Below are 17,055 nucleotides of genomic sequence, written 5' to 3'. Positions count from 1 at the left end.
AGCAAGGCCGGTAGGTTTGTACTGCTTACAACAACCCCTATCTTCCTATGCCTACCATGAAAGCCATGGTCCTGGAGGGCTTTGGTACGCCCGCCCAGTTCCACCTGCGCGAGGTACCCCTCCCGGCCCTTGCCCCCGATGAGGTGCTCGTCCAAGTAATGGCGACCTCCGTCAATCCCTTGGACTACCAAATCGGGCGGGGCGACTACGCCGATCAGCTGCCGTTGCCGGCCATCATCGGCCACGACGTGTCGGGCGTTGTCGTGCAGGTTGGTTCGGCCGCCCAGGAGTTCGCCCCCGGGGACGAGGTCTACTACACGCCCCCGATTTTCGGTTCGGCCGGCAGTTACGCCGAGTACCACGCCGTGCCCCAGGCGCTGGTGGCCCGTAAGCCCCGCGCACTCACGCACTTCCAAGCCGCCGCCCTTACGCTCACGGGCAGCACCGCCTGGCACGCGCTGGTCGAACGCGCGCAGCTGCGGGCCGGCGAAACGGTGCTCGTGCACGCCGGCAGCGGCGGGGTGGGCTCGCTGAGTATCCAGATTGCCCATGCGCTGGGCGCGACGGCCTACGCCACGTGCCGCGCCGAGCAAGCCGAGTTGGTCCGCGGCCTGGGGGCCGAAAAGACCATCGACTACTTGACCGATGATTACATCGCCCGCGTGGCCGAGTTCACCGGCGGGGCGGGGGTGGACGTGGTCATCGACACCATCGGGGGTACCGCCATCCAGGACGCCCCACAAGTGCTTAAACCATTCGGCCGGGTGGTCAGCATTGTCGATATCGCCCAGCCGCAGAACCTACTGGCGGCCTGGGGCAAAAACATGACCCTGCACTTTGTCTTTGTGCAGCAGCATCGGGCCCCGCTCGAGCAGGTGGCCCGGTTGGCCGACGCCGGGCAACTGCGGCCGCTGGTGCATTCGGTGCTCCCTCTCTCTCACGTCGCCGAGGCGCACGCCTTGCTTGCCCGCGGCGGCCTCACGGGCAAGATTGTCCTGGACGTGGCCCACGGGTTCGACAACGAAGGCACGGAAAATTAATTGGGAGCGCGGGGACTGGTTGTGCTCGCCCTAGTTGCCCAAACTCGGCAATATGCTGGGCCGCTATACTTTCACGCTGCCCACTGCCGTTGCGGCCGGGCCACCGCGTCCCTTGCGCACCCTCACCCCTGGAAAGCCGCGCTTAGTGAAGTGGCCTCGCGATAGTTTCTGTTCCTACTCTAGTGCTACCTCTACTGCAACTCGGGCGAGGATAGCCGCCATCTCTACCAGCAGATAGAGGCCCACTTCACCCCCTATAATCACCGCTCCCGATCAGGCAATCCAAGTTTAAACGCCGGCTATGGTCTACGGCTAAACTTCTACCTTTGTCCCACGCAAATTTGCTTAACGAACCAAACCTCGCCTCGGCGGTCTAGTTTTTGGGAGGCAATACAATTATGCACGATGCGTTTTTTAATTACATTCAAAAGCTTAGCTCCGCACCCATTACGGCTGAGGAAAAGGAGCGGTATCGGCAAGCTTTTACGCCGTTCAAATTAAGAAAACGGCAGTATTTTTTACAGGAGGGTAACCAGTGTAAATACTTTGCATTTATCGTCAAAGGGGCCATGCGGCAGTATACCGTCGACGAGAGAGGAGTCGAGCATATCGCCCGGCTTGGCATCGAGAACTGGTGGATGGGCGACCGTGAGAGCTACATTATGGATACGCCAAGTATCTATAATATCGATGCTTGGGAAAATACCGAAATGCTAATTATCACCAGACCGAGCGTTCTTGAGCTAGTAAACATCCCGGTTTTCAGCGAGATGCTGCGTAAGATGGACGACAGGAATAATATGGCCAACCAGCGAAGGATCACCGCCGTGATCAGTGCTTCGGCGGAAAAGCGCTACACCGAATTCGCGGCCTGTTATCCTGAATTGCTGGACCGTTTCCCGCAGTATGTCATCGCGTCCTACCTTGGCTTTACAAAAGATACGCTGAGCCGGGTTAGAAGCAAACTACTGAGGAAATAACGCTTTGCTCTCCATTTCAAGCTAACAAAGTAGTTTGAGTTCTCAGACCGGGTCAAATTAAGCGGTAAAATTTGGTTAGCCGTACTCAGGTGCTATTGGATGGCTACCTAATGCTGGTTGCAGGCGGCACTACTACCCAACCCTGAACCTGTTCATCGAGTTAGTGGATGTCACCCAAGCACCCCAGGAACTGGCGCACTAGGGTGCTGATCTCGGTTTCCGTCCCGCTTAGCCGCGAGACATGCACGAGCGTGTAAACAAACTCGCTGCGCTCGGCCAAACGTCGCGTCCACTAAGGCGGGTAGCGGGTGTGACATGCAAGGGCAAAGTGCGTATGGAGTTGGTCGCAGCCTAATTACGCGTTGCGGGTGCAGCGCGTTTTTTGAGTCTCTGCCGCACTGTTTCGCGGCCGACCAGAACGCCAAGCCAGTTGTGCTGGCAGACTAGGTCCATGAGAGATTTCGCGCTGTTGACTAGCAGTTGGATGTGTGCGTGCAAAAAAAACAGCGACGTACTTGTCACTACTGCCGTGCTACAGTACCGTGGTCCGGGCAGCCGCATCAAGTTCGATGTGATGATTGGCAGGCCTAGCAACGAGCAATTATTGCTCGCGGGTTTCTGCGTCCCTGATTTTCTGGTGATCTAAGGACCAAAGTCTGCTTTTTATCGATCTACATCATCTTCCAATCTTTTGCGGTTACGGAGATTTGTGTTTCAGCTGACAAGGTTCGTCTGAAACGCCTAGCTGCGCCCGGTGGTGCCTTGGAGAGGTTAATCATTAAAGCAGGAGAATTCACCATGGAAACGCATGAATACTCAAATGGAGAGATAACTATCCTCTGGAAGCCTCAAGCATGCATTCATTCAGCGGTCTGCGTCAGCATGCTGCCGCAGGTATATGATCCTAGGGCGCGGCCCTGGATCCGGCCGGCGAATGCCTCCACCCTGGAACTAATCGAGCAGGTTGCTAAATGCCCGTCCGGGGCCTTAAGCATCAAACAATGAAATCCACGAACACAGCGATGTAATATGGAAAAAACAAAAGTGGTCATTGATGACCGCGGCCGTGGGGAGGTGCAGCTTTTTGAAAACGAAATAAAGGCCGGCAAAATGAATATCGCCGTCTCGAAGGGCAACCTCACTGTATTTCATACCGAGGTGGAGCCGAGTACGAGGGGCACGGCTTTGCCAAAGTACTACTCGACCAGCTGGTCAGCTACGCCCGGGCGAAACAACTAAAGATCGTGCCGCTCTGCCCGTACGTGAACCTGCAGTTCAGGCGCCATCCGGAAGCCTATGCCGAGGTATGGAGCAAGGACTGGCATTCATGAAATATGTACTGGATAATCCGGTCGTCGGCACGGCCGGTACCGAAAAGTTCAGGACCAGTATTCTCTGGCGAAACGGAGTGCTGCTTGCCCGCCTCGTCGGTATACATCAATTTCAACAGCCCCTCTACTACGAAATAATTGTATTTGACTGGCTGGCCTACTTGCACTAACAAGTGGTGCCTCTTGAACTGCTGGCAACTAAACCGCCGGAGTACCACGGCAAACTCCTCTTCCGTCAGGGGTACTACGCGGGCAATATGCTGCCGAAGCTGCTGCATGAGGTTGAAAAGTTGCCACTTGCTGGAAAAACGACCAGTAGACGTACTCCGAGCCTGGCGAGGTGAAGAGCAAAGCTACTTGATAAGCTTCCATATAGAAGGCCGTAGCCAAGTCTTGCTTGATTCAGGCACGATGAGAACGGACGACTACTAGAACTTGTGTTACTTAACACTATACTGAAGGGCTATGAGTGCGTATAGCCTAGTAAAAAGGCAATTTCGTCATGCGCAGCGCGGTGGTGCCGAGTGGCTCCTTGGCCCGCGCTACGCGTGCCTGCTAGGCGTTGAAGCCGGTGCGGGAGCGAAGCAAATCACTCAAGTAGGTTGGTGACACGTGGAGTTGGCATGACCACTTTCTGTCGCGCAGGCACCAATCCTATGCATCGGGACGTGCACGCGCAAGGTTGATGCTGGCAGCTATGGATTCTAAGGGATTGACTAGCGTGGCAGCCAGATCAAACAAGCGCTACCCTTCTCCCAACACCGGCAGTAGAAAAGCACGGATGAGGCTCGCAATTTCGGCCACGTGCGTTTCGAGGGCAAAGTGTCCAGTCGGCAGCAGGTGCACCTGCGCGGCGGGGTTGTCGCGGCGGTAGGCGTGCGCGCCGGCGGGTAGAAAATAGGGGTCGTTTTCGCCCCATACGGCCAGCGTTGGGGGGCGCTGGGACCGAAAATATTCTTGAAAGCGCGGATACAGCGCCACGTTGGTGCGGTAATCTAGGATAAGGTCAAGCTGCATTTCGTCGTAGCCGGCGCGGCTTAGGCCCCAGAAGTCCAACACTGGGGCCTCGGGCGCCACCTGCGTGGGGTCGGGGGTGCCGTGCCGGTACTGAAGCTGAATGAAGTCCCAGGTGTGCATTTCGCGTAGGACAGCCCGGTTTTCGGGGGTGGGGTGCTGCCAGTAGGCGATGGCTGCTGCCCATTCGCCACTGAGGCCTTCTTCGTAGGCATTGCCGTTCTGGGTGATCAGGGCTGTGACCCGTTCGGGGTGGGCTAGGGCCAGACGGAAGCCCACGGGCGCCCCATAGTCGAACACGTAAAGCGCGTACCGGGCCAGCCCCAGCACCTGCGTAAAGCGGTCAATGACCTCGGCCAGGTGATCGAAGGTGTAGGCAAACGCTGTCGTTGGGGGCGAGGTAGTGAAGCCAAAGCCTGGCAGGTCGGGCGCAACCACCCGGTAGCGATCAGCCAGTAGGGGTATCAGGTTGCGAAACATGTGCGAAGAGGTTGGGAAGCCGTGCAAGAGCAGCAAGACCGGCGCCTCGGCCGGACCCGCCTCGCGGTAAAAGATATCAAGGCCATTCACAGCCACCGTGCGGTACTGAATGCGGTTTTGGGGGTTCATGCTTGAGAAAGTAAAAATTGGGTGCAAAGCGTGGCAGAACACCACGGATTCAAAGTTCCATTCTGTACCATTTGGTACAGAAGAGAGTAAAAAAATTACGTCAATACCGTTAGCTGCAAGTCAACCAATTGACGCAGCTGGGCATTATCCGGGTAGAGGCGGCGGGTTATGCTCAACCCGTTCCAAAGAGTAAGCAGGTGCTGGGCCAGCAGCCGCGCGTCAATTGGGCTAGTAAGCTGGCCACTGGCCTTGGCTTGCTGAATAACGGTAAAAAATAAGGACTCTAACTGTTTTAGGAGTAGGCCGGCGGCCTTTTGCAATGGTAGATCAAGCGAGGACATTTCCATCACTGAATTAGCCAGGTAACAACCCCTTTCGTGGGCTTCCGGAGCGGCGGTAGCAATTGCTCTGAAGTAATCCTTTATCACCTCTACGGGCTGCGCGCTTGCCATCACAAGCTCTTCTAGTTGGCGAAAACTCTCCCGATGGAACTGCTGTATTGATTTTTCAAACAACTCTTTTTTGCCGCCCGGAAAAGCCAGGTAGAAGCTGCCCTTGCCAATGCCCATGGCGGCCAGTAGTTCCTCCGTGGAAGCGGCAGTATACCCACGCCGCCAGAAAACGCGTTGCGCCCGGTCAATAACCTCGTGCTCATCAAATGCCTTCGGTCTTCCGGTCATAGCTATGCAGAGCCGAGAGTATCTATTGTACTGTTTGGTACAAATGTAATCAACGCATTTTAATTTGCACCAACAGGGTTCATTTACGAAATCTTCGCATTCCACTAGTCGCGCCTGCAAACCGGTTCCAATATTGCCCGTGGACGGCGTAGGTGGAACTTAGCAGTGGTGGGTCCGGCCTAGTGGTTGTGTTATGTCCGCCCCAGTATTAGAGCGTTTTTCGGGACAAATTTGTAACTGAATAGTTAATCATCGAACTAATAAAATAACAACTCTACCTGCCCCATGGAGTCGTTTAAGTGAACGTTGTGCTACCCAATAAGTGGCAGCTATAAGATAAAGTATATCCCCGTTGAGCCACTGATAGGTGCCCGCACTCTCGTAGCCGTCACCTAGCTAATCTTGATTTTAAAGCAATCAACTAGTGCGGTAAAACTGGCTCATGTATTTGAATCGCCTACTGACCAACCTCGACTTCATTGGCTGATACGCATACACATTCTGGTTTCCGTCCCGAATCGTGATGGTAAATGGCTGTTTCAGCTTCTGGGTGAAATGGTAAACCGTTAAGTATTCGGCTAGGTCTTCATTCCAACTGTTGCGTCCGTAAAGAGAAACAAAGGGTGTTTTCTCGAGGGCTCGATACGCCTCCTTAGCTTTTGTAACGGATAGTAGCTGGCCCCCTCGCCGAAAGGCAATGCCGTCGAGCAACGAGCTTTTGTAAGCAGCTGCGACCGTACTATGACCAGCCCAACTACCCTTTACAAAGTTTGTGGCGAGAGAATCAATCAAAAAGGCGCCTGCGGGAAGCGCGCTGTTGGGGGTTATGCCCAGTGCGCCATCGACTACATGGGTTGCCTCGTGCAACAACACGTACAGGAAGGCATTTAAGTGGCCGGCCTGAATGGCTACTCTTAACGAGGATTGGGTGGTATCAAAGCAAGTGGCTTCTTTCCAGGTTAGCCACTCGGAAACATCCTGGCTCAGGATTTCGGCCCTAAAGCTTATGTCAAACAACTGATGCGCCTCGCCCGGATTGACGGTGGAAGTTAAAGCGGTATTGGGCATGTTGTCCAGAAAGCTGATACTGCGCAAGTGGCTTCCAAGAATGCGTTGATGCAAGGGGGGTAAAGCCGCGAAAGCCGCCGCTACCTTGCTTTGTTCGGCTGCGGTCAAGGAGTGCTCGGTTGGGGCCATGCCAGCATCCCGAAACAGCTGTAACACCGTGGCAGTAGGCGGATGCACCCTGGCGGCCAGCGACGTGGTGGAGTCAAACGGAAAGTCCGGCTGTTTTGACGGGCTGGTAGTTTGAGCCCGCGCACCATTACTCAGGGTGAGGACTAGCAGGAGCAGGAGAAGTTGTCGAAGCACTATCATAGCTGAATGACCGATTCTTAGAAGCAGGCTTATTAGCCCTTATTGTTTTGCCTCATGCGGCTTATGCTGCACTCAGGCGTTTTGTATTGCCAATTTATGGCAAGTAAGCTAGTAGGCCCGGTGCCTCGTAAATCGACGCTTATCTTAACCTGACTTCAACCGTATTATTGCTTTGCAACGTCCGCTGCACTATTACCTTGCCCTTCTGAACAACCTGTAATTCGAGCTTATTCTTGTTCCGGCGCAGGTTAACGGCGAAGGTTGTGTTGAATGCCTGGATATTGTTGATATCTAGATAGTTCCACTTGGCTGGCAAGTTAGGGCGCAAGGTGAAGGAGTTGAACCCGGTTGGTTCGAGGCCTAGGATACCCTCGGTGAATATCCTGCAATACAAGGCGCTTTCGGCGGAAAGGTGCGCCATGCCATTCTCCGGCCAGGCTTCCACGGCGTAGGGTACCCGAAACCCGGTTAGCCGCGTGGTAGAATAGGAAGTTAAGCGGTCTAAGGCCCGATCGGCCGCGCCCGCTTTAAACGCGCCGCGAAACGCATAGAGGCTGCCCCGGTCCCAGAATACGGCGGGGGCGCTGGTATCTGGTTTACGCTCGGTCAAAACGCCGTTCGCCGACCACAACTTATCGAATAAGGCCTCCAGCGTGCCGTCTTTGCGCTGGGTTAGGTTAACTACCAAAGGCAGGCAGATCCAGCTTCTGAGCGTGGTATTCTCCTTGTAGTACTTGTACGTAGGCAAGCCTTCCATCTCGGCTCCGAAATACCGCTCAATCGCCTGGGCTAGTAGCTTCGCCCGCTGCTGGTAAGTGGCGCTAAGGGCAGCTGGCTTGTGCATGGCTTTCGCTAACCGGGCCGCTTGGATCAAGGCCCCGTAGTACAAGGAGGAGGTGGCCAGATTGGCAGAGCCCGCCGGAAAACGCCCTTCCAACTCATCACTTTCCGAGGCTACGACGCCCGCCGACGTGGTGCGTTTACGGCAGTACTCCAAACACCACGCAAGCAAGGGCCATAACTCTTCGCTTTTTTTCAGGTCGCCCGAAGCGAGCAGAAAGTGCGTGGCGCCGAAGGCAATCATGGCGGCATCGCCCCGGTCTCGCTCCCCGAAGGGAAAGGTGACGTCCATTTCAAAAGAGGCCCATATTTTTCCGCCGTCTTTGGGCAGGTTGCGCTGAAAGATGCGGTAGGCGTTCATGGCCGCCTGCTGGCCGGCCTGATACCCCAGATAAGGAAAGAAGGGGCCGCTGTATTCTGCCTGGTCATTGGCCCAGATTCCTACGTAATAGTTGCCGCCACCCGGGGAGTGAACCAGCCCGTATCTAGAGCGGAATATGCTTTCCGCGGCCCGGATCTTAGAGAAGTAGAACAAGGTATTGATAACCCGGTCAGGCGAGTGCAGCTGCAGATTAGCGGCCATACTATCAAGAAACGTATCGCGGCTTTGTTCAATTGCGGCCACGGAAACGGCTGGTTCGGGTTCGTCGTTTATTGTTGCCAGAAAGTAAATCCCGAATGTATAGTGCGCTCCTGGGGGCAAGGTGACTTGTCGCTGGGCATCGGTGAAGATGCGCCGGTGGTACGTGCCGTGCCACCCCACCTCGACTTGTTTAAGTTCGGTGGCCCCAATTCCTAGCGTACAGGGTTTCTTGCTGGTGTTACGCAAGGTCCACTTTTCAACCAGACACCGGTCGGTCATCGAGGGAAAGAAGGAGCGGACCAGGGTCAGGCCGTCTCTTTCCTTGAAGTAAAAGGAAAGTTTGCCGTTTATGTTGACGGAATCCAGCACGCCGGCTTCGTACTTTTTGTCGGCCAGGGTGACAACGGGCAAGAGGTCATCGGTGTAGTCGTTGCGCAGGTAAGCGCGGTACAGCGACTCGTTGGCTTTGGTGTACTTGCGCAGTTGCGGAAAGATAATGTCGCGGGTGATTTTCAGTTGCTTGGCCTTGTTGACTTCGTAGCGGATAATGCCGGAAATCTGCGTGCCCGACAGTTCGATGTTATCATCATGGGGCAGCCTTGTTTCCCGGGTCAGATCCCAGGTGATGCTATTGTCCGTATTCGGGTGCCAGAATAACTCCTGCTGGTGCTGAAAGTCTTGCGCTTGCGTGGGCGTGACGCCACCGGTAATCAACACGAATAGTACTACCAGCGAGGCTTGCGCGCTCAGCCAATGCTTTAAAGAAGCTAACGCCATAGGTTACGGGATTCCAAGTGTCGCCTCAAGATACTAGAGGGTATGCTAAAAGTGGGCGAGAACTGCTTGCAAGCAGGTAGTTGCCCAGTTGATTGCCGTACGCCATCCGGGTGGGAGAAGCAACTCGTACCCCGCAAAAAAGCCCCGCCGGCAGCTAGCCGAGCGGGGCTTTTTTCACTTGGATAGGGTAGGCGCCCCGGAGGAGGCCGCGCGTTTAATCGGTGGCACCGGTTGTAATGCCTCGGCACCGGCTACTAGGGAAGCGTGCCCCCGGTCCGGTGCAGGTGCCCGTTGGCCCGACTACATCAAGGACCATCCGCACCGTGTCCTGCGTTCCTTGCTCGGCCGTAGCAGTTCCCTGGCAATTACTCGTCGCCATTTTCGTGTAGCCCGGACTGGCCACATTGACCTTGATGTTGATTTACTTCAGCTCGATGGCCAAAGGCAGCGTAACGGCAATAACCCCGAACACGTTGGTTTCGAAGACGGCCCGTACCTCGTCGAGCGCCGCTCGCCCGGCTGTGCTATCTGATTTCTTGGTAGGAGCGGCCGGGCTTACCTGCGTGAGCGGTGGCCGCGTTGTTGACTAGCACGTCGAGCCGGCTCAACTTTTGCCGGATGAGCGCGGCCGCGGCATTTGCTCAGGACTTTACGCCACGGTCATGGGCGTTATCCGGTTCAGGGCGCTGCCGTGGTCTACCAGCACGGCCTCGCCGTTGGGCAGTTCGGTGCGGCCTTCCAAGAGGTCAATTGTGGCGCGGGCCAGGTCTTCGGGGGTGGCTAGCTGCTTGCTAGGGTTGATGGCTGCCGCGTACTGCGCCTTGGCCGCTGGGTCGCTGTTGGTCTGCCGGTCAGCCATGGGCGTGTCGGTCATCCAGGGACAGACGGCGTACACGCGTAGGTTCTGGTCGGCGTAGCCCGCCGCCGCGGCTTGCGTGAGGCTGAGCACCGCGGCCTTGCTGGCCCCGTAGATGGCAGCCTGCGGAATGGGGTTGGTGGTGCCCACAAAGGAAGCCAGGTTGATGATGGTGCCACTCTGCTGGCGCGCCATTACCGGGGCGGCGTGCTTGATGGCCAGGAACACGCCCTTCACGTTGACGGCCAGCACGCTGTCAATCAGGGCGGCTTCGGTGCCCTCGAAGCCCCCCATGCCGGCTTCCACGCCCGCATTATTGATGAGGTAGTCCAGACGGCCGTAGCGGTCCACGGTGGTGGCGATTAGTTGCTGCACGTCGCCTTCCTGGCTAACGTCGGTGGGCACAAACAAAGTGTTGGCGCCTAGCTCAGCGGCGGCGGCGGCGCCGCGCTGCTGGTCGCGGCCGGCAATAACGACGGCCACGTTGTTGGCGACTAAGGCTTGGGCAATGGCCCGGCCGATGCCCGTGGCACCGCCCGTAACAATGGCTACTTTCTGCGAGGTAGTTGACATGCGTTTAATTCTGTATGAAAAGACTATGGGTACTCAAGAGTTGTCTGCCGCGGCGCAGTGCACTAATTGTTTGCTACTTGTTGATTAGAGGGCAGTCCGAGGCCCGCGGCGCGGTAGGCGTTGCCTTCGTTTGCGTTAAGAAAAAGCACTGAAGTAGGTAGGATGCGGGCCCTAGGCTGACTGGCGTACTGCATCATGCGCTTGAAAGCGCGCCGCCCCTAGCCTTAACTTCAAGCGCATGGCATTCAACACCTTGGTCGGGGCTTGCTGGATGCACAAGCCAGGCCTCAGCCCTCAACGGGTTGCTTTTCTAGCCAGCCTCTTAGCGTGTAAGGCCTACAACTTAGTTTAGACGATAAGCTTTGCGGTAATCCAGCGGCGAGAGACTGGTTTTCGTTTTGAACAGGCGGGTGAACGACTGCGGGTGATGGAAGCCGAGCAAAAAAGCAATTTCACTTACGCTCAACTCGCTGGTTGTCAGTACGGTTTTCGCTTTTTCCAGCAAGTGCTGGTGAATGTGTTGCTGCGCGTTCTGGCCGGTCAAGCTTTTCAGCAAACTGCTTAAGTAGTTGGGCGACATGGCCAACTGCTCGGCTAGGTAGAGAACTGTGGGCGGGCCGACTTCACTTAACTGCTCGCTGCCCAGATACGAGGTCAGCAAGGCCTCCAGCTTCTCCAGCAGCGTGTGGTGCACCACCCGGCGCGTCAGGAATTGCCGATTGTAAAACCGCTGGCAGTAATCCAGCAGCAGTTGGATGTGCGAGAGGATGATGGTGTGGCTGAAGGAGTCGATGCCGGCGCGGTACTCCTGCTGCAGCGTCTGGATGATAAAGTCCACGACCCCTTCTTCTTTTTCCGACAGGTGCAGCGCCTCGTTGACGGCGTAAGAGAAGAAATCGTACTCCTTGATTTTCTTAGCTAAAGTTGAGCTGGCAATAAAGTCCGGGTGCACCACCAGCCACCAACCCGTCAGGTGCAAGCCGTCGACAATGTCGGTGGTAACCACCTGACCGGGGGCAAAAAAGGTCATCACCCCTTCGTCGAAATCATACGAGTTCTGCCCGTACCGCATTTTTCCCTGAAAATTCTTTTTCAGGGCGATGCAGTAAAAGTGGTAGACCACGCTCCGCAGCTTCTCGTCGGAAAAGCAGGTGATGTGCGAGAAGTCGATGACGCTCACCAAGGGATGCTCGGGCTTGCCGATTTCCAGCAGTCGGTGCAACTCGGAGATGGACGCGATGATATAGGGCTTGGCCATGGTTGATGTAAGTAGGCACCCGCAACTCGGGCGGGTTAGCTTCTGTGGTGAATGCTACGCCTAAGTGATAACGCACAAGCACTGTGTTTGCAGCAGCATAAGAAGGTGTTGCAAAGGTCTGGGGAGGCGTAACAGCACAGTTAACTTTAAGCAGGTTTTTTGTAACCAAATCCACTATCTGCGGCACGCGCTACCAGTCGGCCACAGCCCCAACTAGTAGCAAGAAGCGGCCGTTGCGCCAGCCGGCGGCAGAACTCTTCGTTGTACCGGTTCTGACTCAACACCAATGTTTCAAGCAAGTGTTTGACAGCTAAGAGTATATCAGCATAAGTGTGGTGTGCTTATCACGGCACGACTTCACACAAACACAACAATATGACAATGTCATTTGCTTCAGAGTCAAGAGGGTAGCCGATAGATTTGCTTACTTAAGTTATAGAATCTCGCATGCGTTATATTTCTTTTTGTGTGTTTGGATTGGTGTTGCTCGCTCCGGCGGCGCTAAGCCAATCAATGGCGGGAATGGTTGCCACGCCCGTTGCGCTTACGGCCCCTGAAGGAAGTACTGCCAACGCGACGCCTACTGGGGCACCCCAAGTCTACCACACGGCCGATACGATGCCGGCTTTTGCGGGCGGCAGTGGGGCCTTACTGGCATTTCTGAAGCAAAAGGTGGTGTACCCCAAAGAAGCAGCGCACAACGCCATTGAAGGCAAAGTGCATGTCCAATTCGTTGTGGACGAGGAAGGCCGCTTACTGGACCCGCAAGTGGTCCGCGGCCTCGGGGCCGGGTTAGATGAGGAAGCACTGCGCCTAGTCCGAATTATGCCCTGGTGGACGCCGGGTCGCATCAACGGCCGTCCCGTACGCGTGGCCTACACTTTACCTATCGTCTTTAAACTAGTCGACTGAGGCTGGCCTGGCCCGTTGCCACTACCTCTTTCAGGAAATATCCATTATGCTTTTTCGTGCTTTCGCCCTGCAATCCTTTATAAGCAAGCTGCTGCTCACTTGGCTATGCGTGTTGCTTTCCTGGCCAAGCCACGCGCAATCCGCGCCCCCAAGAACGCGCTGGTGGGGGCAAGTGGTTACGGCTACCGGGCAACCCTTAGCCGGGGTCAGCGTCTGGGTGCCGGGCACTACTTTCAGCACCAGTACCAATGCCGAGGGCCAGTTTCTGCTCCCGGACCTGCCCCCGGGCGCCGCCCGGCTGCGCTTCGAAGCGCCCACCTTTCTGGCCGTAGAAGTGGCCTTGCGTGATACCACCCGCCTGCCGCTACAGGTGCGGCTGCACTCTACGCGGCCGCCTTTGCGCGCGCGGCGACCTGGTGCTGCCGCAGTAAGCCGGGGAGACAGCAGCGAGTGAAAACGGCCGTTGCTTTTGCCAGCAGCGCGGTTTGGATAACATCCCGGCGCCAGCCCAGAAAGTAATACCCCCTCTCGTAAAGCATAGCCGGCGCGAAGCGAATGGCCACGTTGATATGCCAGTGGCCGGCCGTAGTCAGGAACTCCAACAGCAGTCTTTTCCACCATGCGCCCAGTTCGTGCACCGCAAAAGTGAAAATCAGTGTCATCAGCACGGTGCTCACCCAGCGCCAGCAGGGTTCAGTAACCTGCCACCAGGAAGGTCGTGGGCCTTTAGGCGCTGACGCGGAAGCTGTGCCGTGGGGGAAGATATGCCAACAACATTTTCATAGCATGCTACCCAGAAGGAGGCAATAGCTCGGTTTCTGTCGCTCAGGCAGATTTTCCTAATTGCGCGCGAATGCGGCTCAGTGAAGGCCCCTTAATCCCTAGATACGAGGCAATATGCCCCAAGGAAACCCGGTTGGTTACGCCCGGAAACTGCGCCAGGAGCGCCAAGTAACGCTGTTCCGCCGTCTGGAAAAGCATGGCTTCGGCCTTGGCTTGGTGCAGTACCAGGTACTGCTCGGCCAACAGGCGGCCAAACCGTTCCCAGCCGTGCGACTGCTCGTAGAGCTTGTGCAACTGCCCGACACTGATTACCAGCAGGTCGGCATCTTCCAGCGCGGCAATATAGTAGGGGCACGCTTCCTGGGTAACCAGGCTTTTGAGGGAGGTGAGAAACGTGCCCTCGGGCACAAACGCGACGTTGTGCTCCATATCCGTGGCCGGGTCGACGTAGTAGACGCGGAACAGGCCGCTTACGATGAAGCCGATGTACTGGCACACGGAGTTGCGGAAGTTGAAAAACTCGTGGCGCGGAATGGAGCGCAGCGTCCAGTGGTCTTCGGCTAGGCGCAGGTCCTCGTCGGAAAGGTGGGCGAAAGCTTGCAGCTGCTGCTTGAGCTGGTGGCGAGGGGAGACGTCGGGAGATGAAACCATACAACAGCAAGTTAAACAGGAAAGCGCCCACTGTAGCACCTCACTATTTCGCGTTGAGCGGGCGGGACTGTCGCCTTGAGCTCGTAATTCCCCGCTGCACCAACAAGGCACTAACTTTTCTGGCGGGGCGGTTAAGCAGCCGGATAATCCGGTGCGTGAAGTAAGAAACGTATTGGCTGCCACTTTTTAACCTAGGTGAAAAAACAGGATGTGGGAGGGCGTGACCTTTGTCTTAGCGCCTAGCCTCAACGAAGCTCATGTCTGCTACTCAGTTAAAACCCGGTGGCCACCATGCGGCCCAAGGGGCCCTTGCCGCTAGCAAACAACAGTGAAACTACCTAGGCGGCTTTGCCCCAAAATCCTGCTCTTCACCCGACGCAGCAGCGGCCTTCGGTGTGGAGCTGCCTACTAAGTGCCGCTGCTGATACCCTTTTCCAACCCGTTTTACCAAGCAACTGTAAGCCATGCCCATTTCCGTAACCTCGCCCGCTCCAGCTCCCGTTCAGACCGCCCATGCCCTGCGCACGTTGTACTTCGTGCGGGCCGCTTTCTCCGTGGTTTGGGTTAGCCTTGTGTTTGTGTTCGTTAAATCCTCACCCTCGCTCACGGCCGCTTTACTGCTGCTTTACCCAGCCTGGGACGTGCTGGCTACCTTCGGCGACATCCGGGCCAACCGCGGCACCGGGGGTACGCTGCTTCCGCAATACGTGAACATAGCAATTGGCAGCCTCACGACGGTGGCCGTGGGCATAGCGTTGCGCCAGGGCATTCCGGCGGTGCTCATCGTTTTCGGGGTCTGGGCCGTGCTAACCGGCCTAATTCAACTGCTGCTTGGCCTGCGTCGGCGGCGCCAGCTGGGTGGGCAGTGGCCGATGATACTCAGCGGTGGGCAGTCGATGCTGGCCGGGGTGTTGTTTGTACTTCAAGCCCACGACCCTTCCAAGGGAGTAACCAACGTAGCCGCTTACTCGGCGGTTGGGGCATTTTACTTCCTGCTGGCTGCCTTACGCCTGCGCAAAGCGGCCTATCCCACCGAATAAAGAAGAAAGCAGTAGAAGTTATTGAATTGTATAGAGCGGCCGGGTAAGTGAACCTGCAGCAATAGCAGTGCCCCTGCTCAAGCAGACGGAGTGGCTGGAAAACGTAGCTTTTCTCGGTTTGCAAGCGCTGAATACATGGCCGAATGCCGCCCTCGGCTATGAATAGCTGTAAAGACTTCGGAACTTGCTTTCAAACAGAAACTCCTTCCTTTCAGGAGCGCCTTCAAAACAGAAATAGGGTACTGCTCTCGGGAAAGGAGCCTAGTCCCTGCTTGCGTAACCACATTATTCTCTTTTCATGCAAGAAATCCCCGCTCTTTTGCTGATTGATATTCAGAAAGGATTCGATGACCACGCCTACTGGGGAGGTGGCCGCAACAACCCGCAGGCGGAAGCGAATGCCGCCCGGCTGCTAGCTCACTGGCGAACCCAGGGGTGGCCCGTCGTTCACGTTCAACACAACTCGGCGCTGCCAACCTCTCTTCTTCGGGCCGGGCAAGTCGGCAATGAATTCAAGGAGGAAGTCAGGCCGCTAGCAGGAGAGTTGGTTTTCGGCAAAACGGTTAATAGCGCCTTTATCGGCACCAGCTTGCAAGACCACTTAACTGAAAACCAAATCCGGTCCTTGGTTATAGCTGGTTTGACGACCGACCACTGCGTGTCCACGACCACCCGCATGGCGGGCAACTACGGCTTTGAAACCTACCTCGTTGCCGATGCCACGGCTGCGTTCGATAAAACGGGCTTCGATGGCCAACGCTACCCCGCTCAGCAAGTGCACGAAGTGGCATTGGCTAGTCTGCACGGCGAGTTTGCAACGGTGCTAACCACCGACCAACTGCTGGAAAAGGTATCTGCTTAGGGTGTGCCTGCGCATGAACGTAACGCAAAGGCGAGTTTAACAGCCGAGCGTCGCTCCAAATACGCCGGGGTGCATTTCCTTAGCCGCTAAAGTAGGCGCGCAAGCTTGCAAGCACCTTAAATTAGCTTGTAAGACCTTGTTGCCGCTTGGGTGAAGGGGCGCTTGTTTGGGTGCCCAAGCCCGCGGGCGTCCTCTTATGCCTATGCCTCAGGACGGAAGCCTAGTCGAGAACCCCTGAATGACGCGCTTGTTTAGCTTTTGCTATGTACCCCGACATCCTGGCCAACGTCGCCCGCCACATCACGCTCACCCCCGACGAGGAAGCCTACTTTACCGCTCTACTCGTGCCCCAACACGTGCCCCGCTACGGCTTCGTGCTGCAAGCTGGCCAGCGGGCGCCTTACCTCACCTTTGTCGTGCAGGGCTGCGTGCGCACCTATGCCACCGATGCCCGGGGTAAAGAGCACATCCTGGCTTTTGCCACCGAAGGCTGGTGGTGCATGGATAGCACGGCTTTCTTTCACGGCACCCCGGCCACGCTCAGCTTGCAAGCCCTGGAACCCACGCAGGTGCTACACCTGAGCCTGGAGCACATGGAAGCTCTCTGCCAGCAGGTGCCCAAGTTCGAGCGCTTCTTCCGGATCCTGAGTCAAAACGGCTTTCAGCACTTGCAGCGCCGCATCGAAGCCTTGCTCAAGCTCACGGCCGAGGTACGCTTCGCGCGCTTTCAGCACCAGCACCCCCGGCTGCACCAGCGCGTGGCTCAAAAGCACATTGCCGCCTACTTGGGCGTTACACCCGAGTTCCTGAGCATGCTGCGCAAAAAGAATTCCTAGCTCCCCGTTCTTAAACTAGTTTAAGGGGTGGCGGCCAAGCCAAGAGCGTCCTT

General features: G+C 56.4%; 18 protein-coding genes. 10 read left to right on the top strand and 8 right to left on the bottom strand.

Annotated features, from left to right (window positions below; all coding sequences use genetic code 11):
• Window positions 1–47: 47 nt before the first annotated feature.
• The 4 genes from P1X16_RS22650 to P1X16_RS22635 all read left to right on the top strand — a co-directional run bounded on the left by P1X16_RS22650 (window position 48) and on the right by P1X16_RS22635 (window position 3,259).
• Window positions 48–1,040 carry a zinc-binding dehydrogenase gene (locus tag P1X16_RS22650; protein ID WP_346771258.1) on the top strand — a complete coding sequence of 331 codons (993 nt, stop codon included), beginning with the start codon at window positions 48–50 and terminating at the stop codon, window positions 1,038–1,040.
• Window positions 1,041–1,438: 398 nt separating this feature from the next.
• Window positions 1,439–2,020, top strand: coding sequence for a Crp/Fnr family transcriptional regulator (locus P1X16_RS22645; RefSeq protein ID WP_277234068.1), 582 nt, complete (start codon window positions 1,439–1,441; stop codon window positions 2,018–2,020).
• A 798-nt stretch (window positions 2,021–2,818) separates the two neighbouring features.
• Window positions 2,819–3,025, top strand: a complete 207-nt coding sequence (locus tag P1X16_RS22640; RefSeq protein WP_277234066.1) for a (4Fe-4S)-binding protein — start codon at window positions 2,819–2,821, stop codon at window positions 3,023–3,025.
• A gap of 24 nt (window positions 3,026–3,049) precedes the next feature.
• The gene (locus P1X16_RS22635; RefSeq protein WP_277234064.1) at window positions 3,050–3,259 is read left to right on the top strand and encodes a hypothetical protein; all 210 of its coding nucleotides are present in this window, start codon (window positions 3,050–3,052) and stop codon (window positions 3,257–3,259) included.
• 55 nt (window positions 3,260–3,314) lie between these two features.
• Here the strand turns inward: P1X16_RS22635 and P1X16_RS22630 are convergent, their stop codons facing one another.
• The 5 genes from P1X16_RS22630 to P1X16_RS22610 form a co-directional block, all read right to left on the bottom strand.
• Complete coding sequence (locus P1X16_RS22630; RefSeq protein WP_277234062.1) at window positions 3,315–3,629, bottom strand: hypothetical protein; 315 nt, start codon at window positions 3,627–3,629, stop codon at window positions 3,315–3,317.
• A gap of 466 nt (window positions 3,630–4,095) precedes the next feature.
• A complete protein-coding gene (locus tag P1X16_RS22625; protein ID WP_277234060.1) occupies window positions 4,096–4,974 on the bottom strand; it encodes an alpha/beta hydrolase in 879 nt (292 codons plus the stop codon).
• 95 nt (window positions 4,975–5,069) lie between these two features.
• On the bottom strand, window positions 5,070–5,654 hold the full coding sequence (locus P1X16_RS22620; RefSeq protein WP_277234058.1) for a TetR/AcrR family transcriptional regulator: 585 nt from the start codon (window positions 5,652–5,654) through the stop codon (window positions 5,070–5,072).
• Between the two features lie 417 nt (window positions 5,655–6,071).
• A complete protein-coding gene (locus P1X16_RS22615) occupies window positions 6,072–7,031 on the bottom strand; it encodes a hypothetical protein (RefSeq protein WP_277234056.1) in 960 nt (319 codons plus the stop codon).
• A 139-nt stretch (window positions 7,032–7,170) separates the two neighbouring features.
• Window positions 7,171–9,231, bottom strand: a complete 2,061-nt coding sequence (locus P1X16_RS22610) for a hypothetical protein (RefSeq protein WP_277234054.1) — start codon at window positions 9,229–9,231, stop codon at window positions 7,171–7,173.
• A gap of 88 nt (window positions 9,232–9,319) precedes the next feature.
• On the opposite strand from P1X16_RS22610, the gene P1X16_RS22605 reads away from it, so the two are divergent.
• Window positions 9,320–9,763, top strand: coding sequence for a hypothetical protein (locus P1X16_RS22605; RefSeq protein WP_277234052.1), 444 nt, complete (start codon window positions 9,320–9,322; stop codon window positions 9,761–9,763).
• Between the two features lie 117 nt (window positions 9,764–9,880).
• Here P1X16_RS22605 and P1X16_RS22600 read toward each other — a convergent pair whose 3' ends face one another.
• Both P1X16_RS22600 and P1X16_RS22595 read right to left on the bottom strand, forming a co-directional pair.
• The gene (locus P1X16_RS22600) at window positions 9,881–10,660 is read right to left on the bottom strand and encodes an SDR family oxidoreductase (RefSeq protein ID WP_277234050.1); all 780 of its coding nucleotides are present in this window, start codon (window positions 10,658–10,660) and stop codon (window positions 9,881–9,883) included.
• A 343-nt stretch (window positions 10,661–11,003) separates the two neighbouring features.
• On the bottom strand, window positions 11,004–11,918 hold the full coding sequence (locus tag P1X16_RS22595) for a response regulator transcription factor (protein ID WP_277234048.1): 915 nt from the start codon (window positions 11,916–11,918) through the stop codon (window positions 11,004–11,006).
• A gap of 447 nt (window positions 11,919–12,365) precedes the next feature.
• Between P1X16_RS22595 and P1X16_RS22590 the strand changes: the two genes are divergently transcribed.
• On the top strand, window positions 12,366–12,830 hold the full coding sequence (locus P1X16_RS22590; protein WP_277234046.1) for an energy transducer TonB: 465 nt from the start codon (window positions 12,366–12,368) through the stop codon (window positions 12,828–12,830).
• 46 nt (window positions 12,831–12,876) lie between these two features.
• Entirely contained in the window at window positions 12,877–13,284 is a 408-nt protein-coding gene (locus P1X16_RS22585) for a carboxypeptidase regulatory-like domain-containing protein (RefSeq protein ID WP_277234044.1), read from the top strand.
• A 371-nt stretch (window positions 13,285–13,655) separates the two neighbouring features.
• Here P1X16_RS22585 and P1X16_RS22580 read toward each other — a convergent pair whose 3' ends face one another.
• The gene (locus P1X16_RS22580) at window positions 13,656–14,264 is read right to left on the bottom strand and encodes a Crp/Fnr family transcriptional regulator (RefSeq protein ID WP_277234042.1); all 609 of its coding nucleotides are present in this window, start codon (window positions 14,262–14,264) and stop codon (window positions 13,656–13,658) included.
• A gap of 464 nt (window positions 14,265–14,728) precedes the next feature.
• On the opposite strand from P1X16_RS22580, the gene P1X16_RS22575 reads away from it, so the two are divergent.
• The 3 genes from P1X16_RS22575 to P1X16_RS22565 all read left to right on the top strand — a co-directional run bounded on the left by P1X16_RS22575 (window position 14,729) and on the right by P1X16_RS22565 (window position 17,002).
• Window positions 14,729–15,304: a DUF308 domain-containing protein gene (locus tag P1X16_RS22575; protein WP_277234040.1), complete on the top strand. Its 576-nt coding sequence runs from the start codon at window positions 14,729–14,731 to the stop codon at window positions 15,302–15,304.
• 298 nt (window positions 15,305–15,602) lie between these two features.
• Window positions 15,603–16,166 carry a cysteine hydrolase family protein gene (locus tag P1X16_RS22570; protein WP_277234037.1) on the top strand — a complete coding sequence of 188 codons (564 nt, stop codon included), beginning with the start codon at window positions 15,603–15,605 and terminating at the stop codon, window positions 16,164–16,166.
• A gap of 263 nt (window positions 16,167–16,429) precedes the next feature.
• Entirely contained in the window at window positions 16,430–17,002 is a 573-nt protein-coding gene (locus P1X16_RS22565; RefSeq protein ID WP_277234034.1) for a Crp/Fnr family transcriptional regulator, read from the top strand.
• The last annotated feature ends 53 nt before the right edge of the window (window positions 17,003–17,055 follow it).

Origin of the sequence: Hymenobacter sp. YC55, assembly GCF_029433095.1 — a bacterium.
GTDB lineage: Bacteria > Bacteroidota > Bacteroidia > Cytophagales > Hymenobacteraceae > Hymenobacter.
This window is presented reverse-complemented; position numbering and strand designations above follow the sequence as displayed.

Coding starts and splice junctions, on each gene's coding strand:
- P1X16_RS22650 (WP_346771258.1), top strand. CDS start 48: ATGCCTACCATGAAAGCCATGGTCCTGGAGGGCTTTGGTACGCCCGCC.
- P1X16_RS22645 (WP_277234068.1), top strand. CDS start 1,439: ATGCACGATGCGTTTTTTAATTACATTCAAAAGCTTAGCTCCGCACCC.
- P1X16_RS22640 (WP_277234066.1), top strand. CDS start 2,819: ATGGAAACGCATGAATACTCAAATGGAGAGATAACTATCCTCTGGAAG.
- P1X16_RS22635 (WP_277234064.1), top strand. CDS start 3,050: ATGGAAAAAACAAAAGTGGTCATTGATGACCGCGGCCGTGGGGAGGTG.
- P1X16_RS22630 (WP_277234062.1), bottom strand. CDS start 3,629: ATGCAGCAGCTTCGGCAGCATATTGCCCGCGTAGTACCCCTGACGGAA.
- P1X16_RS22625 (WP_277234060.1), bottom strand. CDS start 4,974: ATGAACCCCCAAAACCGCATTCAGTACCGCACGGTGGCTGTGAATGGC.
- P1X16_RS22620 (WP_277234058.1), bottom strand. CDS start 5,654: ATGACCGGAAGACCGAAGGCATTTGATGAGCACGAGGTTATTGACCGG.
- P1X16_RS22615 (WP_277234056.1), bottom strand. CDS start 7,031: ATGATAGTGCTTCGACAACTTCTCCTGCTCCTGCTAGTCCTCACCCTG.
- P1X16_RS22610 (WP_277234054.1), bottom strand. CDS start 9,231: ATGGCGTTAGCTTCTTTAAAGCATTGGCTGAGCGCGCAAGCCTCGCTG.
- P1X16_RS22600 (WP_277234050.1), bottom strand. CDS start 10,660: ATGTCAACTACCTCGCAGAAAGTAGCCATTGTTACGGGCGGTGCCACG.
- P1X16_RS22595 (WP_277234048.1), bottom strand. CDS start 11,918: ATGGCCAAGCCCTATATCATCGCGTCCATCTCCGAGTTGCACCGACTG.
- P1X16_RS22590 (WP_277234046.1), top strand. CDS start 12,366: ATGCGTTATATTTCTTTTTGTGTGTTTGGATTGGTGTTGCTCGCTCCG.
- P1X16_RS22585 (WP_277234044.1), top strand. CDS start 12,877: ATGCTTTTTCGTGCTTTCGCCCTGCAATCCTTTATAAGCAAGCTGCTG.
- P1X16_RS22580 (WP_277234042.1), bottom strand. CDS start 14,264: ATGGTTTCATCTCCCGACGTCTCCCCTCGCCACCAGCTCAAGCAGCAG.
- P1X16_RS22575 (WP_277234040.1), top strand. CDS start 14,729: ATGCCCATTTCCGTAACCTCGCCCGCTCCAGCTCCCGTTCAGACCGCC.
- P1X16_RS22570 (WP_277234037.1), top strand. CDS start 15,603: ATGCAAGAAATCCCCGCTCTTTTGCTGATTGATATTCAGAAAGGATTC.
- P1X16_RS22565 (WP_277234034.1), top strand. CDS start 16,430: ATGTACCCCGACATCCTGGCCAACGTCGCCCGCCACATCACGCTCACC.